The 21,554-nt window shown below is 33.5% G+C and carries 23 protein-coding genes and 2 pseudogenes; 19 read left to right on the top strand and 6 right to left on the bottom strand.

Annotated features, from left to right (window positions below):
- Positions 1-18 precede the first annotated feature (18 nt).
- Entirely contained in the window at positions 19-585 is a 567-nt protein-coding gene (locus L987_RS03055; RefSeq protein ID WP_041079781.1) for an NADPH-dependent FMN reductase, read from the top strand.
- A 73-nt stretch (positions 586-658) separates the two neighbouring features.
- Here L987_RS03055 and L987_RS03050 read toward each other — a convergent pair whose 3' ends face one another.
- From L987_RS03050 to L987_RS03035, 4 genes are all read right to left on the bottom strand, one after another.
- The gene (locus tag L987_RS03050; RefSeq protein ID WP_011303786.1) at positions 659-997 is read right to left on the bottom strand and encodes a transcriptional regulator, SarA/Rot family; all 339 of its coding nucleotides are present in this window, start codon (positions 995-997) and stop codon (positions 659-661) included.
- A 426-nt stretch (positions 998-1,423) separates the two neighbouring features.
- Positions 1,424-2,302, bottom strand: a complete 879-nt coding sequence (gene folE2, locus L987_RS03045) for a GTP cyclohydrolase FolE2 (RefSeq protein ID WP_002484093.1) — start codon at positions 2,300-2,302, stop codon at positions 1,424-1,426.
- A 14-nt stretch (positions 2,303-2,316) separates the two neighbouring features.
- Entirely contained in the window at positions 2,317-2,982 is a 666-nt protein-coding gene (bshB2, locus tag L987_RS03040; protein ID WP_002484092.1) for a bacillithiol biosynthesis deacetylase BshB2, read from the bottom strand.
- A 12-nt stretch (positions 2,983-2,994) separates the two neighbouring features.
- On the bottom strand, positions 2,995-3,360 hold the full coding sequence (locus L987_RS03035; protein ID WP_002484091.1) for a YojF family protein: 366 nt from the start codon (positions 3,358-3,360) through the stop codon (positions 2,995-2,997).
- Between the two features lie 380 nt (positions 3,361-3,740).
- Between L987_RS03035 and nagB the strand changes: the two genes are divergently transcribed.
- From nagB to L987_RS02980, 11 genes and pseudogenes are all read left to right on the top strand, one after another.
- The gene (gene nagB, locus L987_RS03030) at positions 3,741-4,469 is read left to right on the top strand and encodes a glucosamine-6-phosphate deaminase (RefSeq protein WP_047502850.1); all 729 of its coding nucleotides are present in this window, start codon (positions 3,741-3,743) and stop codon (positions 4,467-4,469) included.
- A 119-nt stretch (positions 4,470-4,588) separates the two neighbouring features.
- Complete coding sequence (gene hxlA / locus L987_RS03025; RefSeq protein ID WP_011303783.1) at positions 4,589-5,221, top strand: 3-hexulose-6-phosphate synthase; 633 nt, start codon at positions 4,589-4,591, stop codon at positions 5,219-5,221.
- A 1-nt stretch (position 5,222) separates the two neighbouring features.
- Entirely contained in the window at positions 5,223-5,771 is a 549-nt protein-coding gene (gene hxlB / locus L987_RS03020; protein WP_002484088.1) for a 6-phospho-3-hexuloisomerase, read from the top strand.
- Positions 5,772-6,152: 381 nt separating this feature from the next.
- Positions 6,153-7,517, top strand: coding sequence for an AMP-binding protein (locus L987_RS03015; RefSeq protein WP_052190936.1), 1,365 nt, complete (start codon positions 6,153-6,155; stop codon positions 7,515-7,517).
- 3 nt (positions 7,518-7,520) lie between these two features.
- Positions 7,521-8,663, top strand: a complete 1,143-nt coding sequence (locus L987_RS03010; RefSeq protein ID WP_047502846.1) for a thiolase family protein — start codon at positions 7,521-7,523, stop codon at positions 8,661-8,663.
- Positions 8,635-8,997 carry a hypothetical protein gene (locus L987_RS03005; RefSeq protein ID WP_011303780.1) on the top strand — a complete coding sequence of 121 codons (363 nt, stop codon included), beginning with the start codon at positions 8,635-8,637 and terminating at the stop codon, positions 8,995-8,997. Before L987_RS03010 ends, L987_RS03005 begins: the two co-directional genes overlap by 29 nt.
- Before the next feature lies 1 nt (position 8,998).
- On the top strand, positions 8,999-9,262 hold the full coding sequence (locus L987_RS03000; protein WP_011303779.1) for a hypothetical protein: 264 nt from the start codon (positions 8,999-9,001) through the stop codon (positions 9,260-9,262).
- 189 nt (positions 9,263-9,451) lie between these two features.
- Positions 9,452-10,864, top strand: coding sequence for an MFS transporter (locus tag L987_RS02995; protein ID WP_047502844.1), 1,413 nt, complete (start codon positions 9,452-9,454; stop codon positions 10,862-10,864).
- A gap of 221 nt (positions 10,865-11,085) precedes the next feature.
- Positions 11,086-11,508 (top strand): MarR family winged helix-turn-helix transcriptional regulator, encoded by a 423-nt coding sequence (locus tag L987_RS02990; RefSeq protein WP_047502842.1) that lies wholly within the window; start codon positions 11,086-11,088, stop codon positions 11,506-11,508.
- 109 nt (positions 11,509-11,617) lie between these two features.
- Positions 11,618-12,961: pseudogene (locus L987_RS02985) on the top strand (MATE family efflux transporter).
- 123 nt (positions 12,962-13,084) lie between these two features.
- Positions 13,085-13,531 carry an ASCH domain-containing protein gene (locus tag L987_RS02980; protein ID WP_011303775.1) on the top strand — a complete coding sequence of 149 codons (447 nt, stop codon included), beginning with the start codon at positions 13,085-13,087 and terminating at the stop codon, positions 13,529-13,531.
- Between the two features lie 254 nt (positions 13,532-13,785).
- Here L987_RS02980 and vraX read toward each other — a convergent pair whose 3' ends face one another.
- Positions 13,786-13,956 carry a C1q-binding complement inhibitor VraX gene (vraX, locus tag L987_RS13875; RefSeq protein WP_002484080.1) on the bottom strand — a complete coding sequence of 57 codons (171 nt, stop codon included), beginning with the start codon at positions 13,954-13,956 and terminating at the stop codon, positions 13,786-13,788.
- A 291-nt stretch (positions 13,957-14,247) separates the two neighbouring features.
- Here vraX and isaB point away from each other — a divergent pair, with 291 nt between their 5' ends.
- Positions 14,248-14,757, top strand: coding sequence for an immunodominant staphylococcal antigen IsaB family protein (isaB, locus tag L987_RS02970; RefSeq protein ID WP_002484079.1), 510 nt, complete (start codon positions 14,248-14,250; stop codon positions 14,755-14,757).
- Between the two features lie 92 nt (positions 14,758-14,849).
- On the opposite strand, the gene thiD is transcribed toward isaB, so the two are convergent.
- Positions 14,850-15,680 (bottom strand): bifunctional hydroxymethylpyrimidine kinase/phosphomethylpyrimidine kinase, encoded by an 831-nt coding sequence (gene thiD / locus L987_RS02965; protein ID WP_047502839.1) that lies wholly within the window; start codon positions 15,678-15,680, stop codon positions 14,850-14,852.
- 576 nt (positions 15,681-16,256) lie between these two features.
- Between thiD and L987_RS02960 the strand changes: the two genes are divergently transcribed.
- From L987_RS02960 to L987_RS02935, 6 genes and pseudogenes are all read left to right on the top strand, one after another.
- On the top strand, positions 16,257-16,913 hold the full coding sequence (locus L987_RS02960; protein WP_047502838.1) for a uracil-DNA glycosylase: 657 nt from the start codon (positions 16,257-16,259) through the stop codon (positions 16,911-16,913).
- 2 nt (positions 16,914-16,915) lie between these two features.
- Complete coding sequence (locus L987_RS02955; protein ID WP_047502835.1) at positions 16,916-17,281, top strand: DUF5327 family protein; 366 nt, start codon at positions 16,916-16,918, stop codon at positions 17,279-17,281.
- A gap of 36 nt (positions 17,282-17,317) precedes the next feature.
- Positions 17,318-17,680 (top strand): DUF423 domain-containing protein, encoded by a 363-nt coding sequence (locus tag L987_RS02950; protein ID WP_103301711.1) that lies wholly within the window; start codon positions 17,318-17,320, stop codon positions 17,678-17,680.
- Between the two features lie 61 nt (positions 17,681-17,741).
- Complete coding sequence (locus tag L987_RS02945) at positions 17,742-19,229, top strand: APC family permease (RefSeq protein ID WP_011303768.1); 1,488 nt, start codon at positions 17,742-17,744, stop codon at positions 19,227-19,229.
- A 237-nt stretch (positions 19,230-19,466) separates the two neighbouring features.
- Positions 19,467-19,925 carry a MarR family transcriptional regulator gene (locus tag L987_RS02940; RefSeq protein WP_047502832.1) on the top strand — a complete coding sequence of 153 codons (459 nt, stop codon included), beginning with the start codon at positions 19,467-19,469 and terminating at the stop codon, positions 19,923-19,925.
- Positions 19,926-20,111: 186 nt separating this feature from the next.
- Positions 20,112-21,526, top strand: a pseudogene (locus L987_RS02935) (DHA2 family efflux MFS transporter permease subunit).
- Positions 21,527-21,554 lie beyond the last annotated feature (28 nt).

Raw genomic sequence — 21,554 nt, 5'->3', positions numbered from 1 at the left:
TATGAGGTGAAGTAATAAATGAAAGGTTTAATTATAGTTGGTAGTGCTAAAGTGGGGTCACATACAACAGCACTATCTCAATATTTGAAAGGTCATTTTGAAGAACATGACTTTGATGTTGAAATTTTTGATTTGGCGGAGCAACCTATCCACCAACTTGATGTTTCTGGAGCATCTAATCCAAGTGAAAGTTATAAAAATAATTTACAAACATTGAAAACTAAAGCAAGAGAAGCTGATTTTTTCGTACTAGGTAGTCCCAATTACCACGGTTCTTACTCAGGTATTTTAAAAAATGCTTTAGACCATTTAACAATGGATGATTTTAAAATGAAACCAGTAGGGTTAATAGGTAATAGTGGTGGTATTGTCAGTTCTGAACCATTGTCACATTTACGTTTAATTGTACGTTCGCTATTAGGTATTGCAGTACCTACACAAATTGCTACACATGATACGGATTTTAAAAAATTAGACGATGGTACATATTATTTAGCTAATGAAGAATTTCAATTACGTGCGCGTTTATTTGTAGATCAAATTATTTCATTTGTAAAAAACAGTCCATATGAACATTTAAAATAAGTCAGTTCAATAAGCAACAAAGAAGCGCTTATAGGTTATCTATCAGATATAGGTAATCTATAGGCGCTTTTGATTAACTGTTTATTTTTAAGATATTAGAAACAATCGAATGATACTGTCGTATAATTTTAGTGATTTTGTCAAAATCAATACTATGTAAATAGATGCGTCGTTCATCATGTTCATCGCGTGATTTTGTAAATAAACCGAAGTTACTCAGGTTATTTATTTGAATCGAAATCGGTGTATTGTCAATGTTCAAATGTCTTTTAAGTTCGACCGCATCAATTTTTTCTTTGTTTAGGTATTTCAATTGTTCTAAAATAATAATTTCTAAAAATGTTAAACCTAAATCTTTCTTGATTGCCTTTTTTATGATGTTTCTGTTTTTTTCATATAAAATTGTATTCATATCTAACCTCTCATTTCTTTTTAAATCCGCTAATGAATGTATAGAGTCATAACGCATTTGCTTTCATAAGTAATTTTAGGAAAATGGATTAGTTTTCCTAGAAAAGGAGATGCCATGTTTGGTCATAATCCATTTTATTATTATCAACAATTTGTATGATTAAATTGAGATAGAAATACTGCCATAATAATTTTAATATGGAAATTGTCTATAGAACATCAGCGAAATTTAATTATTAATATCTATTGTTTTAATATTAATATATTATTGCAAAATTTAGGGTGTAAATTTTAACATAACATATTAAAATTTTACTTTGATAAAAATTGAGATGAATTTAGAATGAAAATAAATTAAATGAAAAATGACAAAAGAGCATATGCGCAACCGAATCAAGAGGGTTACACATATGCTAAGTCATAATGATTATTTTCTATATTTTAATTTTGCGAATGCATCGTGTTGATGAATAGATTCTTCATTACGGCATTCAATATCGAAGCCATCGAGCCAATCAAAATCGACTAAATCTGCTGCGATTAAGCGAATGAGGTCTTCAACAAATCTAGGATTTTCATATGCACGTTCCGTTACGCTCTTTTCATCCGGTCTTTTCAAGATAGGGTATAATATAGAGCTTGCATTGGCTTCCATGGCATCTAAAATCACATCTTTGTAATTATCAATCAGCTCAATGTCTTTATTAATGTATGCCTTCACAGTTACAATACCACGTTGATTGTGTGCAGAATATTCACTGATTTCCTTAGAGCAAGGACATAGTGTCGTTACCGCTGCTTCAATCGTAATTTCTTTACGTGTCACATTTTGTTTATCAATTGCTAAACCATAAGTGACGTCCGCATGTCCAACTGCTTTAATTTGTGTTATTGGGCTAAAACGGTCAAAAAACCATTTTGCTGATACGTCTAATCCTGCAGCATTTTGATTCATACGTTCTTGTAGGCTGCGTAATAATTGGTATAGTGCATCAAAATCTAATTCAATACCGTTATGGTAATGTTTTTCAACACTTTCTAAAATACGGCTCATGTTAATCCCTTTTTCGTCTAGGTTTAAACTAGTTGAAAAGCTAAAATTACCAGCAGTCTGGAAACGATCAACAAGTACTGGATAAACCAGATTCTTAATACCGACTTCTTCTATTTCAAATAAGAAGTTTTTATGGGTGCTTTGTAAATCTTTCATTTCTTCTTTTATTGTTGGTTTCGTACCTTCTATTGGGTCGACGGATCCAAAATGTTTCCAACGACCTTCACGTGTAGATAAGTCAAATTCTGTCATGCTATTGCCTCCACTTAAGATTCAAAGTTATAAGTCCAATAAGGTTCTACTTCTAAGAAACTTTGTGCTTCTCCAGATACTTCAGGTGTGGCTAATTGTTTTAAAAAAGGACCTGTCTGAGATGAATGGGCTTCAAATGCGCGAAGTTTTACCTCTTTATAATCACTGATCTCATTTAGTATATCAGGGGCACCTAGTTTTTCTGGTGCATCATTACTAAATGCTACGAGTTGTAAACGTGGTCTTTCAGATGCTGGCATGCGACCAACTGTTCTAACGACAGCCTCTGCAGTCGCTTCATGGTCTGGGTGCACAGCAAATTGCGGGTAGAATGAGATGATAACAGATGGGTGTAATTCATCGATTAGCGATTGAACCATTGCGTCCATCTCATCATGGGGTTCGAATTCCACCGTTTTATCTCTTAATCCCATTTTACGCAAGTCAGTTATGCCTATGGCTTCCATTGCGTTTTCTAATTCTTTTTCACGAATATCCGGAAGTGTTTCGCGTGTTGCAAAAGGCGGATTACCTAAATTACGGCCCATTTGACCTAATGTTAAACATGCATACGTAACCGGTACGCCATGATCAATATATCGTGCTAATGTGCCTGCAGATGAGAATGACTCATCATCTGGATGCGGAAAAATGACTAATACTTGGCTTTCCTCTGACATGATATGCCCTCCTTACGCTTTAAATGGTGTTGTACTGATTTCTAAGGCAGCGGCTAATTGTCCTTCATAATTAAATCCAGCTAATAGAAATTCATCATTTTCATTGACTTCGAAATGCGTTAATCCTTGTACATAAACCCAACCATTATCTTTTAGTTTGAGTCCAACACGATAAGGGTCTTTGTTACCACCTTTGAGTTGCGCATGTTCATAAGTAACTTGAATATTTCTTAAAAAAGTACCGGCATTAAATACGCGTTGGTCGAAGTGGGCAGCATATGCACCATTTGTCGTTTCAACGTGAAGGTATACAGGTTTATGCTCATATGATGAAAGTAAAGTTTGTACTTTGTCATAATCGATCTCTTCCAAATTCATTGCCTCCTTGCTTTCAGAACCTAATTTTACAAAATTCATTTATTGAAATCATTTTTCGGTATCGTATTCATTAATAAATCAGTCCATATCTTAGTGTAAACCGACTTTTATACATTTTCTACCTGAAAAGTAAATTTTATAGATAAGATTGTATTTTTGATTATCTTTCCATTCTACTAAAAAGTACATCATAAATGTATCTCTATGCTCAATAAATCGTAAGTATTTTATAATTTTTTGTTAAGTATGATGTAGGAATTCGATTTCTGTCAAAAATAAGATAATCACGTATAATAAGTAAGTGTAAGTATATGTAAGTATATGTAAGTATATGGATAGATTAGAGTCGTTTTGTATTTATTTACGGGGAGGGCACGTATATGAAAATAACAAATCTTGGTACAAGCGGATATGCTTCATTTTATGTGGCGTGTGAATTATATAAACAAATGAGCCAACAAAATCATAGTAAATTAGGACTAGCTACAGGTGGCACGATGGTAGACGTATATCGCTTTTTGGTGCAATTATTAAGAAAAAACAAATTAGATGTTAGTGAAATTGAAACGTTTAATTTGGATGAATACGTCGGACTCGATGCACAGCATGAGCAAAGTTACCATAGTTATATGAATGAGATGCTATTTAAACAATATCCTTATTTTAATCCATCATTACTTCATATACCAAACGGGAATGCCGACAATTTAAACGATGAAACGAAACGCTATGAACAATTGATTAATCAAAAAGGTCCAGTAGATATTCAAATTCTAGGTATTGGTGAAAATGGTCATATTGGTTTTAATGAACCAGGCACAGATATTAATAGCGCAACGCATATCGTTGATTTAACAGAAAGTACAATTAGTGCAAATAGTCGTTATTTCGATAACGAAGTAGATGTGCCCAAACAAGCAGTTTCTATGGGCTTATCTACCATATTAAAAGCGCATAGAATTATTTTATTAGCTTTTGGTGAGAAAAAAAGAGCTGCTATTGAAAAATTAGCAGAAAATGAAGTGAACAGCGATGTGCCTGCTACGATATTACATGCACATCCAAATGTAGAAATATATGTTGATGACGAAGCGGCACCTCGATTATAGAAATTCGTTTTAAATTTTATGAAACGGGTAGACATTTTAGGTAAATGATTTTAATGAGTAATCAGTAAGTTTAGCCATGTTATGGCTTTGATAATTTAATTCAAGAAGGGATGATCATTTTGGAATTACAACTAGCAATTGATTTATTAAATAAAGAAGAAGCGGCAGAGCTTGCAAATAAAGTAAAAGATTATGTAGATATCGTAGAAATTGGTACACCTATTGTGATTAACGAAGGTTTACCAGCAGTACAATATCTAAACGATAATATTGATGGCGTAAAAGTCTTAGCAGATTTAAAAATTATGGATGCAGCAGATTATGAAGTAAGCCAAGCAGTTAAATTTGGTGCTGATGTAGTAACAATCTTAGGTGTTGCTGAAGATGCATCTATCAAAGGTGCAGTTGAAGAGGCGCATAAAAATGGCAAAGAGCTATTAGTGGATATGATTGCAGTACAAGATTTACAAAAACGTGCTAAAGAATTAGATGAATTAGGTGCAGATTATATTGCTGTACACACTGGCTATGATTTACAAGCTGAAGGTGAATCACCATTAGAAAGCTTACGCCAAGTTAAATCAGTTATTAATAATTCTAAGGTAGCTGTTATCGGTGGTATCAAACCAGATACAATTAAAGAGGTTGTAGCAGAAGAACCAGATTTAGTTGTCGTAGGTGGCGGTATTGCTAATGCAGATGATCCAGTAGCAGCTGCAAAAGCATGTAAAGATGCGATTGAAGGCAGATAATATGACTGAAATTACAAATTATCGCTTAATTTTAGATGAATTAGACCATACACTATCACATGTGAGAGATAATGAGGCGGAAGCTTTTTTAGCACAAGTAGTCAAAGCGAACCAAGTCTTTGTAGCTGGTAAAGGTCGCTCTGGATTTGTAGCGAATAGTTTTGCTATGCGTTTAAATCAATTAGGCAAATATGCGCATGTGGTCGGAGAGTCAACAACACCATCGATTACGAAAGATGATTTATTTGTTGTTATTTCTGGCTCTGGTTCTACAGAGCACTTGCGTATCTTAACTGAAAAGGCTAAAAGTGTTGGAGCTGAAGTTGTATTACTAACGACAAGTCCTAATTCAGCGATTGGTAAACTTGCAAATGCAGTGATTGAGTTACCAGCTGGCACGAAATATGATGCTGAGGGATCAACGCAACCTTTAGGTAGTCTTTTTGAACAGGCATCACAGATATTATTAGATAGTATTGTTTTAGATTTAATGTCTGAACTGAACGTGGATGAAGAAACAATGCAACAAAATCACGCTAATTTAGAATAATTGAGTAGCGATTAAAAATTTAAGCAGTGTTGCTTAGATTTTCGAGAGTCGACAAAGTTATAAATGCTTTGTCGACTTTTTTTATGCTCAGGTTTAAACAATTTTTAATTACTATTTTGTATTTAATCGTTTTGCAAGTTAGTGACACAAATGCAACGGTTTAGAGTGGTTATTTTAGGTTGATTACCAAAATGGGATGACTCCCCATAATTAATGAAATGTAATTCGAATATTGACTTATCATTACCCAAATGAACGCTTAATTGAGGTGAAAATGGAAAATATAAGTTCATATTTACCACAAGGAAAGATTCATGCTATTTAGCAGTTTTAATGTTAACATATTTGTTATGAAGGTTAACAAACAGTGGGGGAATCATAGTGGAATTATTAAAGAAAATGGATGATTATGCGAAAAAACAACCCAATCAATATGCTTTAGACTTTGGACGAGATAAACAAACGTATGCAGGGTTAGTACAAAATATGAAATGGTATAAACAACAGTTTCAGCATATACCACAATATAGTTATGTGGGGTTACTAATTGAAGATCCTTTAACCACCATAGAATTATATTTAACCATGCTTCATCATCAATGTATTCCTTGTATATTGGACTATCGTTGGTCAGAAGAACAGATTAAAACACTGATAGATCATTATGGCATCCCATTTTTAATAAATAGTGAATTAGAAGTGATAAAAATGCAAAATGAACAGGGACAACTCAAGTGGCACGAAGATGTATTACATATTGGCTTTACTTCTGGAACGACAGGTTTGCCTAAAGCTTATTATAGAAATGAATTATCTTGGATATATTCTTATGAAGAAACAGAAAAATTAATGAAAACTGAAATAGATACTATGATTGCACCTGGCCCCTTGTCACATTCATTATCTTTATTTGTGTGTGTCTTTGCGCTATACACAGGACGAACGTTTATTGGACAACAGCAATTTGATGCTCAGACATTAGCGGACATGATGCAAAATAATCATACAATCCATCATTGTGCTTTGTTTGTAGTTCCAACAATGTTAGATGCCTATGTATCTGGACAATTGGAAATACAACAAATTAAATATATTTTTTCTACTGGTGATAAATTACCTTATAGTTTGAGAAATCGTGTTGCTACGCATTTTCCTAATGCAACGTTAATAGAATTCTTTGGAACATCGGAAGCAAGTTTTATAAGTTATAACTATGATAATGAAGCCCCTAGCCATTCGGTGGGTAAGCTATTTCCAAATGTGAAAATTGATCTTGAGCAGCCTGACGACAAAGGTATTGGTAAATTAAAAGTTAAGAGTAACATGGTCTTTAGTGGATATGTTGATGATGCACATCAAAGTGATTGTTGGATAGGTATAGGTGATTTTGCATCTATGGATGCCCATAACTATCTATATTTACACGGTCGTGAGCATGACCGCATGATTATTGGTGGGAGAAATGTTTATCCAATAGAGGTTGAACGTGCTGTACAAGATTTCGAAAGTTTTCATGAGGTTTTAGTGATTAGTGCACCGCATACAAAATTTGGAGAAATTGCTGTTTTATTATATACAGGCACAGAACACGTGACTTACAGCGAACTAAGAGCATTTTTATCGAAGCGATTAGCGAGATATCAAATACCTTCCAAACTGTTAAAAATAGAAAAAATGGAACATACCCAAAGTGGGAAAATTGCACGTGAAACTATGAAACAGCGTTATATGAAAGGAGCACTTTAAACTATGACAGAAGTTGTTATTGTGGCTGCGAAACGTACGGCATTTGGTAAATATGGCGGTTCATTAAAACATTTAGAACCTGAAGCATTATTAAAACCATTATTTCGTCATTTAACTGAAACCTATTCAGAAGCGATGGCTCATATTGATGATGTAATCCTTGGAAATGTAGTAGGTAATGGTGGAAATATTGCTAGAAAAGCTTTGCTTGAAGCAGGGTTAAGTGAACATATACCAGGTTTAACGATAGATAGACAGTGTGGTTCAGGATTAGAAGCGGTCATTCATGCATGTAGAATGATACAAGCGGGTGCAGGTCATATTTATATTGCAGGTGGTGTAGAAAGTACGAGTAGAGCACCATGGAAAATTAAAAGGCCACAATCGGTTTATGATACACATTTACCGGAATTCTTTGAACGTGCTTCGTTTGCACCAGATGGACAAGACCCATCAATGATTGAAGCAGCAGAAAATGTTGCTAAAACCTATGGAATTACAAGAGAAGAACAAGATCAATACGCTTTAAATAGTCATAAAAAAACAATAGAAGCCTATGAAAACAATATCGTTCAACAAGAAATTATAAATTTAAGTGCTAAAGGTGAAATATTTAATAGAGATGATAGCATCAAAGAAAGATTAAACGTACGTACATTAAGTCGCTTAAAACCTTTATTGTCAGAGGGGACAGTTACTGCTGGAAATTGTTGTATGAAAAATGATGGGGCAGTATTACTTATGATTATGGATAAAAAAACTGCTTTAGCACATAAATTTAAGGAAGGCTTAATATTTAAAGATAGCATTACAATAGGTGTAGAACCGACATTGCTGGGTATGGGTCCAGTACCTGCAGTTTCTAAGTTACTTCGCAAAAACAAGATGACGATAGAAGACATCAACGCAATAGAATTAAATGAAGCATTCGCGTCTCAAGTAGTAGCCAGTCAAAGATGTTTGGATATTCCAGCACATAAGTTGAACAAATATGGTGGTGCTATTGCTACTGGTCATCCGTATGGTGCAAGTGGGGCTGCACTTGTAACTCGCTTATTTCACATGAAAAATGATAAACGTACTATTGCAACAATGGGTATTGGAGGAGGAATGGGCAATGCAGCCTTATTTGAAAGATGGTTATGAGACAAAAGTAATCATATTTAATGCTGAAGCAGTACGGCAATATAATGCGTTTTTTAATATTTCGGAAGAAGATGTCGTTCAACCACTTTATTGCGCCAAGTTATGGCCCGAATTTACGTTATTTCAACCGTTTCAAAAAAAGGAAATCAAACTTAGAGAAACCCAAGTTACTCAAATACACGATATAAAGGTGAATATACACTATTTAGCACAAATGTGCGTGATAGAGCAGAAAAAGGTACGCCAATTTATGAAATATGTCTTGGAATTGCAAATTTATAAAAATAAGTCTAAATGTATAACTATCAGACAAACGTTTATGGAGAAATTTTAAAATGTTAAGTATAAACGCTAAAGAAATAAACACCTATTTAAAATTAATCAATGACCAAAATCCGATTCATGCACATATTGTACCTGGACAAATGATTGTGCAAATGGCACTTCAAAGTCAACGATTACAGTGGACATCATATCGCGTTAAATACATCGAAACTGTTGGTATAAATGAGTTGATACAATTCCAAATGGTTTCCGAAAGTATCGTAGTTATTTTAAATCAACATGATGAAACCCTAATTAAAATAATTAAAGTTTAAAAAAATAATCCATTAATTTTACTTTTATTTATTTGTAAAAATCAAATGCATATGATGAATTTTTGCAATCATCAATATACATTTTTTGTATAAAAATGATTTAGAAATCCTTTGTAAAACTTAATTCAATTTGACAATATTAATTAACTACGTATAATTATATCACATGTTAAGGGAGTGGACACATTCATGGATTATGAAAAGGATTTTGATAAAAGTAATATAAATAAGGTTGATCCTAAAGCAGCTAAAAAAACTGTGTTTGCCACAGGTATCGGAAACGCGATGGAATGGTTTGACTTTGGTTTGTATTCTTATTTAGCGGTCATACTAGGGCAAAATTTTTTCAGTTCGGTTGAAAATGATCAACTCAAGACTATTTTTACATTTGCGACATTTGCGATTGCATTTTTACTTAGACCCGTTGGTGGTATTATCTTCGGTATTATTGGAGATAAATATGGTCGGAAAGTCGTATTAACGACAACTATTATTATGATGGCGTTCTCAACGTTAATCATTGGATTATTACCTACATACGATCAAATTGGCGTTTGGGCACCGATATTACTCTTACTAGGTAGGGTATTACAAGGTTTCTCAACTGGTGGAGAGTACGCAGGTGCTATGGTTTATGTAGCAGAATCATCACCAGATAGAAAACGAAATACATTAGGTTGTGGCTTAGAAATCGGTACATTATCCGGTTATATTGCAGCGTCTGTTTTAAGTGGACTATTATTCTTCTTCTTAAGTGATGACCAAATGGCAACATGGGGTTGGAGAATTCCATTTATCTTAGGTTTATTCTTAGGTATATTTGGTTTTTATTTAAGAAGAAAATTAGAAGAGTCACCTGTTTATGAAAATGAACTTGCATCGAAACCGAAGAGAGATAATATTGGTTTCTTAACAATTGTCAGATACTACTATAAAGATATCATTGTTTGTTTTGTGGCAGTTGCGTTCTTTAACTGTACAAACTATATGTTAACTTCATATATGCCATCATATTTACAAGAAATTGTGAAATTAGATAGTACAACAGTATCCGTATTAATTACTGTAGTCATGGCAGTGATGATTCCATTAGCATTAATGTTTGGACGCGTTGCAGATAGAATCGGTGAGAAGAAAGTATTCTTAATTGGTCTTATCGGTACAGCTGTATTGAGTATTGGTGCCTTTGCATTAATTCAAACAACAACAATTATCTTTGTAATCGTTGGTATCTTCGTTTTAGGTTTCTTCTTATCAACTTACGAAGCAACGATGCCAGGTTCTTTACCTACAATGTTCTATACACATATAAGATATAGAACACTAGCAGTAACATTTAATGTATCTGTATCACTATTTGGTGGTACAACACCATTAATTGCATCATCACTTGTAGCGAAGACAGGAGATCCATTATCTCCAGCATATTATCTAACAGCAGTAAGTATTGTTGGTATTATCGTTATCTCATTATTACATGTAAGTACCTCTGGTAAATCACTTAAAGGTTCTTATCCTAATGTTGAAAGTGATGAAGAGTACGAGTATTATGCCAATAATCCTGATAAAGCAATGTGGTGGGCAAAAGACAAACGTGTTTAATTAAATAAATATTTTTAAATTAAAAAATTGAATTTTAAGCTGTCATCAAGTTTAGCGACTTTATGGCAGCTTTTTTGTATAAATGGCGCTTGAGTCAATATTTTTAAATCAAAGTGATGATAGTATTGTTCTTAAATTAAAAAAATATCAAAATAACAATTGACACTAGAAAAAAACAGTGTATTATTATCGTTAGATATCTAATTAAATGAGGTGCTTGTTTGGAACAGTCATATGGATATTTATTTAGAATGATAAGCCATGAGATGAAACACAAGGCAGATCAGCGTTTGAAAATGTATGATATTACAAACGAACAAGGTCACGCGCTAGGTTACTTGTATGCACACCAAGCGGATGGACTTACACAGAACGACATTGTGAATGCCTTACAACGTAAAGGTTCAACAGTAAGTAATTTACTTAAGAACTTAGAAAGTAAGAAGCTCATATACCGTTATGTAGACGCGGATGATACTAGGCGAAAAAATTTAGGTCTAACTGCATCAGGTAGGAAATTAGTTGAAGGGTTTACAGGTGTATTTGACGAGATTGAAGCACTCGTGTGTGCGCAGTTATCAGAAGCAGAGAATGAAACAATGAAACAAAATCTATCTAAAATGCTTAGCAGTTTAGAAGATTAGTTACTATAAGTGGCTGTTATAAATTGAAAAATTAACAGCCACCATATTTTTGAATATATAGTTAGATATCTAATTATTAGGTGTCTAAATAAAAAGGAGTAATATAGAAATGAAAGACGAACAGTTATATTATTTTGAAAAATCTTCAGTATTTAAAGCGATGATGCATTTTTCAGTTCCTATGATGATAGGAAGTTTATTAAGTGTAATTTATGGTATTTTAAACATTTATTTTATTGGATTTTTAGGTGATAGTCACATGACATCAGCCATTTCACTCACTTTACCTATATTTGCAGTGTTAATGGGTTTAGGTAATTTATTTGGTATCGGTGGAGGAACTTATATTTCCCGGTTATTAGGTGCGAAAGATTATGTGAAAACGAAATTTGTGAGTAGTTTTTCTATTTATGGCGGCCTTATATTAGGTGTTATTGTTATTTTAATGACTATTTTCGCTACTGAACAAATTGCTCATTTATTAGGTGCACGTGGTGAAACACTTGGTTTTACAAGTGCATATTTAAAAGTAATGTTCCTAAGCGCACCATTTGTCATATTGTTCTTTATCTTAGAACAATTCGCTCGATCCATTGGTGCACCAATTATCTCAATGATTGGTATGCTGGCTAGTGTGGTTTTGAATATCATTTTAGATCCTATTTTAATATTTGGTTTTGATTTAAATGTAGTAGGTGCTGCTTTAGGTACAGCTATTTCAAACGTTGTTGCGTCGCTATTTTTTATCATTTATTTTTTGAGAAAAAGCGACATAATTACAATGAGTTTGAACTATGTAAGACCGACGAAAGAAATATTAGTAGAAATTTTTAAAGTAGGCTTTCCAGCATTTCTAATGAGTATTTTAATGGGCGTTACAGGATTAGTTTTAAATTTATTTTTAGCTGGCTATGGTAACTTTGCCATTGCGAGTTATGGTATTTAATTTAGATTAGTACAGTTTCCTGAATTGATTATTATGGGGCTATGTGAAGGTGTAGTGCCATTAATTGCTTACAATTTTATGTCTGATAAAGCACGTATGAAAAATATTATTAAAGTCGTAATTATGACAATCGTTGTGATTTTTGCAGTGTGCATGGTCATTGTGTTTACTACAGGTCATCAATTGATAGGTATTTTCTCTAATGATGCAATGGCGACATTTATGTTGAAAGTAACAATGACCTCATTATTATTAAATGGCATTGGTTTCTTATTTACTGGTATGTTGCAAGCGACTGGTCAAGGACGTGGTGCAACGATTATGGCTATTTTACAAGGTGTAGTCATTATCCCAGTTCTATTTGTAATGAATGGATTATTCGGTTTAACTGGCATCGTATGGTCATTATTAATTGCAGAAACAATTTGTGCTTTGGCTGCGATGCTCATTGTTTACTTATTACGAGATAGATTGACAGTAGATAAAGCAGAATTATTAGAAGGTTAATCTTTCTAATTTAATATAATAATACAAAAATCTTTGTGCATTCAAAATGTCTGCGCGAAGATTTTTTCGTTTTGTGTTATTTTTAAATAGTAACGAACTATTTATAAATATGGGGGATTTTATATGGCTTTGACAGTAGAGCAGTATTGGCGCAAATTTATTGAAGCATTTCCAAAATACAAAGGTGTACAATTTGAAGCATGGTCTTTTGGTGTTGATGAAGATGAATTAGCTAATTTAGTAAAACAAGGTGAAAAAACAGCAACAACTAGTGGTTATGAGACCTACAAAGTAGAAGGTGAACCGCTACCGGAAGCAGGAGATGTCAGTGTTGTATTAAATGAGAAAGGTCATCCACAATGTGTGATTGAGACGACACGTGTATACCAAACGCCGTTCAATAAGGTGACGGAACATCATGCTTTCTTGGAAGGTGAAGGAGATAAATCGTTAACATATTGGCGTGAAGCGCACATAGCATTCTTTAAACCGTATTATGAATCATTAGAAATCGATTTTAATGAAACTTCAATGATGGTTTGTGAAGAGTTCAAGGTACTGTATGTATAAAAAGAGTGGTACATCAGTTAGAACTGCTTCGAGGTTGCTCTCCAAGCAAACAAAGGGGACAATCTTTGTCTAACTGTGTACCACTTAGGGTGTGTGTTTATAGGGATGTGTTATTCAAAGTATGTTTAAGGGGACAACTTAGACATACTTTTTTTAATTTCATATTTCTTAATAAGGGGAGTTAATTGTATATCGTTTCTTCTAATTTCAATTTATTGCATCTTCTGTGTTGTCTTCGATGAGTCGAAAATAACTTAATAACTTAATTTCATGTTATCAACATCATTTTCTAGTAGAGAGAGTAACTTATATAATTCATTCGTGTTGAAGCTTTCATCGAACTTAACAGAAATCGTTTTGAAAGTCTTGGTGATAATTTCATATATTGGGTTACCATTTTCAAAAGCCTGTTTGTAGATAATCATGTTGAGTTTCCCTCCTTCATCTCTCTACACTACATATAATAATAGAATTTCATGCGAAATACATGAGTCTACAGTATCAACTTTTTATCAGTCTAACGTCGTATAACATCAGAAAGGCTGATGTAAAGCGTTTTCTGATGATTTGTTAGACAATTACAAAAGTTAGGTTACCTAATAATCAAAATAATAAATCGTATATTTAGTTTAAATTTGCACTTTTGGTAATATTTCTGTAACATTGTAATCGAATCGTAATCTGATTCAAAAAATCTTTAAATGGAGTGATACCAAATGAATAAGATAGCAAAGACTTTTGTAGCTGGTAGCATTGTATTTGGGACTGCATTAGGCATAAGCGTTTCTAATGAAGGTGTATCACAAACCGAAGCACAAGCAGCAACGACACAACCTTGGTATGAGTATAGTGGTTATACTTCAAAAGGTGGGGATTTTGTACTAGATCAATCATTTTATAATGGTTTAAAAGCAGGTAATGTTGAATTTAATGGTATTAAAGTTAATAGTCAATATACTTCTGATACAGCGACTAAAACAATATATGATCAAACATTCCAACAAATTAATGGAAATAAAGCGAATAGTGTAACTTTTGATATACAAAATAAAGCAGTAAGTTTTAAAGATATACGTGTGCAATATGGTCAAAATTATGAATATCAAGAACCCATGAATGGTGAGAAAAAAGCAAGTGGCGATGGCTTATACGGATATGATGTAGGCAAAGGTCATATTGTATTTTATGTAAGTAATGGTTACGTGAAAAGTGCAACGCTCTCATAACCCATAAATAGAATTATTGAATAGACAATAGAATCTGAAACATAAAAGCCCGTCGTTAACATTACAAGTTAACGACGGGCTTTTTAAATTGTTTAAACTTCTGTCACTTCTACGTCTACGTGTTCAACACGATTATAGGCACCGTGGTCTACTGGACCGACAAAGTCATTCATTTTCCAACCGTTTTTAATTGCAGAAGCAACAAATGCTTTAGCTGCGATAACGGCTTCTTTCGGTGATTTGCCATTTGCTAAATAAGCTGTAGTAGCGGCAGCAAATGTACAACCAGCACCGTGATTATAACTTTGCTGGAACATGTCTGTTGTTAATTGATAGAATTTTTGACCATCATAGTATAAGTCATAAGATTTATCTTTATCTAATGCTTTGCCACCTTTAATAATAACGTGCTTAGCACCTTGCTCATGAATTACTTCAGCAGCTTTTTTCATATCTTCAATTGATTTTAATGTTCCTAAATTAGCGAGTTGACCAGCTTCAAATAAATTTGGTGTGACCACTGTCGCTTTTGGTAGTAAGTATTCAATCATAGCGTCCGTATTTCCTGGGTTAAGTACTTCATTTTCCCCTTTACATACCATGACTGGGTCTACGACAAAATAATCTGCACCAGATTCAACATAGGCGTCGCCAGCACGTTTAATGATTTCTTGTGTACCTAGCATACCTGTTTTAACAGCATCTGGACCAATGGAAATCGCCGTTTCTAATTGTTTTTCGAATACATCAAATGGAATCGGTGTTACATCATGTGACCATGATTTTTTATCCATCGTGACGATTGAAGTTAGGGCTACAATACCGTATGTGCCTAGCTCTTGGAAAGTTTTTAAGTCGGCTTGCATGCCAGCACCGGCACTTGTATCTGAACCGGCAATTGTTAATGTTTTTTTCAATGCCATGGAATTTCACTCCTAAATATCTTTTGCATATATCATACCACGTTTGTCGAGTATTCTAAATAAAGGAAGTTTGTAGTGAAGTTAAATTTATCACTATTGAAAAAGGATATTATTATAGAAGTAGTTGGACTAATCATCGTGATGTCGAGAAAGTAACGAATAAGGGAATACCTGAGCTAAAGCTCAAACGGTCTAGGAACATATGAACTAAAGTTCATACGTAAGTGGTACTAAACTTGCTTAAAGCAAGAAGTTCCACTAATAATTATTGCGAAGCAAAAAAGTTTTTAAGGGTTACATTCACTAAAGTGAATGCATTTGTATAAAGGAACACATTTGCATAAACAAATGCGTAAGTCCAACTATTATAGAAGTAGTTGGACTAATCATCGCGATGTCGAGAAAGTAACGAATAAGGGAATACCTGAGCTAAAGCTCAAACGGTCTAGGAATATATGAACTAAAGTTCATACGTAAGTGGTACTAAACTTGCTTAAAGCAAGAAGTTCCACTAATAATTATTGTGAAGCAAAAAAGTAGTTCTTTATGTTATTATATCAATGAGGTGAGAGGTATATGGAATGGTCGGATGTTTTTCATGAAATAACTACGCGACATGATTTTGCTGCAATGCATGATTTTTTAGAAAAAGAGTATACTACAGAAATTGTTTATCCAGATAGAAAAAATATTTATCAAGCCTTTGATCTAACGCCATTTGAACAAGTGAAGGTGGTTATATTAGGGCAAGACCCTTATCATGGACCGAACCAGGCACATGGTTTAGCATTTTCTGTGCAACCAGATGCGAAATTTCCGCCCTCTTTACGAAATATGTATAAAGAACTGCAAGATGATGTGGGATGTATAAGAAAATCGCCGCATTTGCAAGATTGGGCACGCGAGGGTGTATTATTATTAAATGCTGTGTTGACAGTACGGCAAGGTGAAGCACATTCACATAAAAATATTGGGTGGGAAACGTTTACCGATGAAGTAATACAAGCGGTATCAGAACATTTAACACACGTTGTGTTTATATTATGGGGAAAACCCGCACAACAAAAAATTAAATTAATCGATACATCGAAACACCATATTATACAATCACCACATCCAAGTCCATTGTCAGCGTATAGAGGATTCTTTGGTTCTAAGCCTTATTCGCAAGCAAATACATATCTACAAGCCAATGGTAAACAACCTGTGAATTGGTGCGAGAGTGAGGTTTAAAAATGGAAAAAGATAAAATTATACAATTAATTGAACAAGAATTAGTACAAGCAGATGAAGCAAATAGTAACGCAGAATTTGAAAAACATATTTATGCGATTCATACGTTAACGTCATTAGTGAGTGACAATTCATCTAGTAAGAAAGTATATAGTGACAACAGTTTTAATGTGTCTTCTTCTTTTAAAGCGTCTAAGTCACAGAATATCTCATCTAAGCAGGGTGTTTCTGAAGATGAGATTCACGCAATGGGTGGAAAAGTATCAGGTGTTTCTTCATCTAATACAAGCACAAATCCATCACTCACTGCGAATAAATTAGTAACAGATGATGAAATAGGCAATGGCGATTCCATTTTTGATTTTTAAATAATTTTAAATAGTAAAGGATATGAATAGATCATGATGAAAGTGTTTATTATTTTAGGCGCATTAAATGCAATGATGGCTGTAGGTACCGGTGCGTTTGGTGCACATGGATTAGAAAATAAGCTATCTGCAAAATATTTATCAGTATGGGAAAAAGCAACAACTTATCAAATGTATCATGGGCTTGGATTACTAGCCATAGGTATTATTAGTGGTACAACTTCGATCAATGTAAATTGGGCGGGTTGGTTACTTTTCTTTGGAATTGTATTTTTCAGTGGTTCTTTATATATCTTAGCGTTAACACAAATTCGCATAATAGGTGCAATTACACCTATTGGTGGCGTACTGTTTATTGTAGGTTGGTTAATGTTAGTGATAGGTACGTTTAAAATATAAATTTATAATTGTTATAGAATTCATCTTGTGGGTATAATACACTCCATGAGGTGAATTTTTTATGAGTCAAAATAATCAGCAAGTAGATAGAGGAGATTTAAAGAAAAATCTATCTGAAAAATTTGTGTGGGCGATTGCTTACGGGTCTTGTATCGGTTGGGGTGCATTTATTCTACCGGGTGACTGGATAGGACAATCGGGACCAATTGCAGCAGCGATTGGTATTGTCATAGGTGCATTGTTAATGATACTTATTGCAGTGAGTTACGGTGCATTAGTTGAACGATTCCCAGTTTCGGGTGGCGCGTTTGCTTTTAGCTTTTTAGGATTCGGAAGATATGTAAGTTTCTTCTCATCTTGGTTTTTAACATTTGGTTACATATGTGTAGTGGCATTAAATGCTACTGCGTTTAGTTTGTTAATTAAATTTTTACTACCAGATATTTTAGAAACAGGAAAATTATATACCATTGCAGGTTGGGACGTGTATATCACTGAAATTCTCATTGCATCATTATTGCTTATTGTATTTATGTTTATAGCGATTAAAGGTGCTAGTGTGTCAGGATCACTACAATACTACTTCTGTGTAGCGATGGTTATTACTATATTACTATTGTTCTTTGGTTCGTTCTTTGGAGGTAATTTCTCTTTAGATAATTTACAACCATTAACCAACGAAAAAGAAGGTTGGTTTACTTCCATCATTATGATTGTTGCTGTCGCCCCGTGGGCCTATGTTGGATTTGATAATATTCCACAAACGGCAGAAGAATTTGATTTTGCACCAAATAAGACGTTTAAATTAATTGTATATAGTTTATTAGCAGCTGCATTTACTTATGTTTTAATGATTTTATATACAGGTTGGTTAGGTACACCATCAACAAGCCTAAACGGTAATTTATGGTTAACCGGTGCTGTTACGCAAGAAGCCTTTGGTTATATTGGTTTAGCTGTATTAGCAATTGCGATTATTATGGGTATATTTACTGGCTTAAATGGATTCTTAATGAGTTCAAGCCGTCTCCTATTTTCAATGGGACGTTCAGGTATTATGCCTTCTGTATTCAGCAAGTTGCATAAAAAATATAAGACGCCTTATATAGCAATTATTTTCTTAGTAACCATTACATTAATTGCACCTTGGTTAGGTCGTACAGCACTAACTTGGATTGTTGATATGTCTTCTACAGGTGTATCAATAGCTTATTTCATTACTTGTTTATCAGCAGCTAAATTATTTAGTTATAATAAATCAAGTAACACGTATGGACCTATTTATAAAACATTTGCGATTTTAGGATCAATTGTATCATTTATCTTCTTGTTGTTATTATTAGTTCCAGGTTCTCCGGCGTCACTTTCAGCACCTTCATACATCGCATTTGGCGGCTGGTTAGTGATTGGTTTAATCTTCTTTATTGTGCGTTATCCAAAATTAAAACGCATGGATAATGATAAATTAAGCTTGCTTATCTTAAACCGTTCGGAAAGTGAAGTTGTAGATTTAATTAATGAGAACAAGGCTGAAAACACGAATAAATAGCTTTTCTTGTGATTATTTTATGAATAAAGCATAGAAAACTTAATAAATAGTGAATTAAAACAAGTAGTATTCCTTTACGGTTTGCTGCTTGTTTTTTATTGGGTTAAATCTATAAAAAGGTAGAAATTCAAAAAATACTTTTAATTAAAATTGATATTAGTCATAATATATTTAACCGTTGCTATAGATTAGAACGTTTTGAGAAAGAGTAATGTATCAAGTATAGGAGATCAATTTATGAATAAAGAGGATTTATTACTAACGAATATAAAAAATGTATATGATAAAATCGTTTGGCTCAATAAACCTGTAATGGAAACGCGCCTAAAGGGATATACATCGACTGAAATACATTGTATTGAAGCAATTGAAAAAAGTGTGCATCCTAATGTGAGCCAACTTGCGCAAACATTATTTATGACACGAGGCGCAATTAGTAAATTAACAAAAAAATTAATTCAAAAAGATGCAATTGTTACTTATAAAAATCCTGATAATAAAAAAGAAGTTTACTTTAAATTAACGGACAAAGGGCGCATAGCATTTGATACACACGAACAGTTCCACAAAGAGTTTAAAGAACGTGATGCACAAGTCTTTGATGCAATGACAGATGATCAATATAAAGCTATGATGACTTTTTTAAATCAATACAATGCACATTTGGATAAGGAAATAAACGATAAAGAAAATTAAATAGAAAATGACTGAAAACCAGTAATTAGGCAAAGCGATATAAGCAAAACTATACAAGTATTACTTAAATGAGCAAGGTTGCTTAGGAAGAACTAGGCAATAATGCTTGAGTAAATGGTAGGGGAACGATTTATAGATAGCTGCGTAAAAATTTTGTTAACAAGAAAACAAAAAGCGAGTAGTATTTTGTTGACGAAGAAACAAAAGGAGAATGAATACGTGAAATCTATAGATAAAATACCTACAAATATAATGATTGCTGCTTGGGCAATAGCGCTCGGTGCGATTACACCGATGCTTGATGCCACAATGATCAATATTGCAATTAAAGATTTAACTCAGGACTTTCACACTACGTTAAGTATAATACAGTGGGGTGTGACGGGTTATCTGCTTGCATTGGCCATCGCAGTACCTATATCTGGTTGGTTAATGAATCAATTTAATAGTAAGCGAGTATTTATTTCAGCAGTCGTTGGCTTTGGGATAACTTCATTGGCAACAGGATTGAGTTAGAATATAGTAACGTTTATTAGTTTTAGATTATTGCAAGGCTTTAGTGCAGGTGTGATAACGACATTGATGCCTACGATGCTAGTATTGATCGCAGGTCAAAAGTATATCGGTAGAGTCATTGCAATTGTTAGTACACCTATGATATTAGGACCAATTTTGGGACCTGTACTGGGAGGTTTGATTATACATTTTGCAACATGGCAATGGATATTTTTTATAAATATCTTTGTGACGATTATTGCTGTGCCTATTATGATTAAAAAATTGCCTGACTTTAATCCAGTAAATAAAGAAAAGAAATTAGATTATATAGGTGTCATTAATTTGGCTTTGATAAGTGTGACGTTACTCTATGGTTTAGTACAAGTATCCAAGTTTGGTTCGTTTAATAATCCTGTGATGTATATCAATATGACCATTGGGGTTATCTGTATAATAGTTTATATTATTTATAATCGTATGAAACAGTACAATACGGTCTTACCGACAAATTTATTTAAATCTCGTAATTTTTTGCTTGTAGTTTAGGATTATTTCTAGCTAATGTTGCCATATTAGGTCCAATGATTATATTGCCTTTATTCTTTCAACGTTTTCAGCATTTCAATGCAAATGAAACAGCGATTATGTTAATGCCACAAGGATTAGGTATGCTAATTACACGTCCTTTAATTGGTGAAATTATAGACAAGTATGGAGGTAGAAACATTGTACTTATCAGTACGATGGTTGTACTCATAACATCTGTTTCATTTATGTTTATTTCTGGTCATACGCAAAGCGTTTGGATTGGGCTAATCTTATTTATAAGAGGTTGTGCAGTTGGTGGCGTAATGTTACCTCTGACAAGTTCTGCATATTATGGATTAGAAAGGGAACAATTATCGGAAGCTGGCGTAGGAATTAATATTATAGAGAATATTGGTTCTAGCTTTGGTTCGGCACTTATTGCAACAGTTGTCGCAACAGTCATACATTCAATGTCTGTTAATATACCAAATGAATTAACTGCATATCATGCTGGATTTTCAGTTGCGGTTATTGCACTTGTAGTGTTATTGTTACCAGCTTGGTTTATCCATTAAAAAGATAATAAATCACAGTTTGCAGAAG

The organism is Staphylococcus sp. ZWU0021 (assembly GCF_000798895.1).
In the GTDB taxonomy this organism is placed as follows: Bacteria; Bacillota; Bacilli; order Staphylococcales; family Staphylococcaceae; genus Staphylococcus; species Staphylococcus saprophyticus.
Note: the sequence above shows the minus strand (reverse complement) of the source record. Positions and strands in the feature narration are given on the sequence as shown.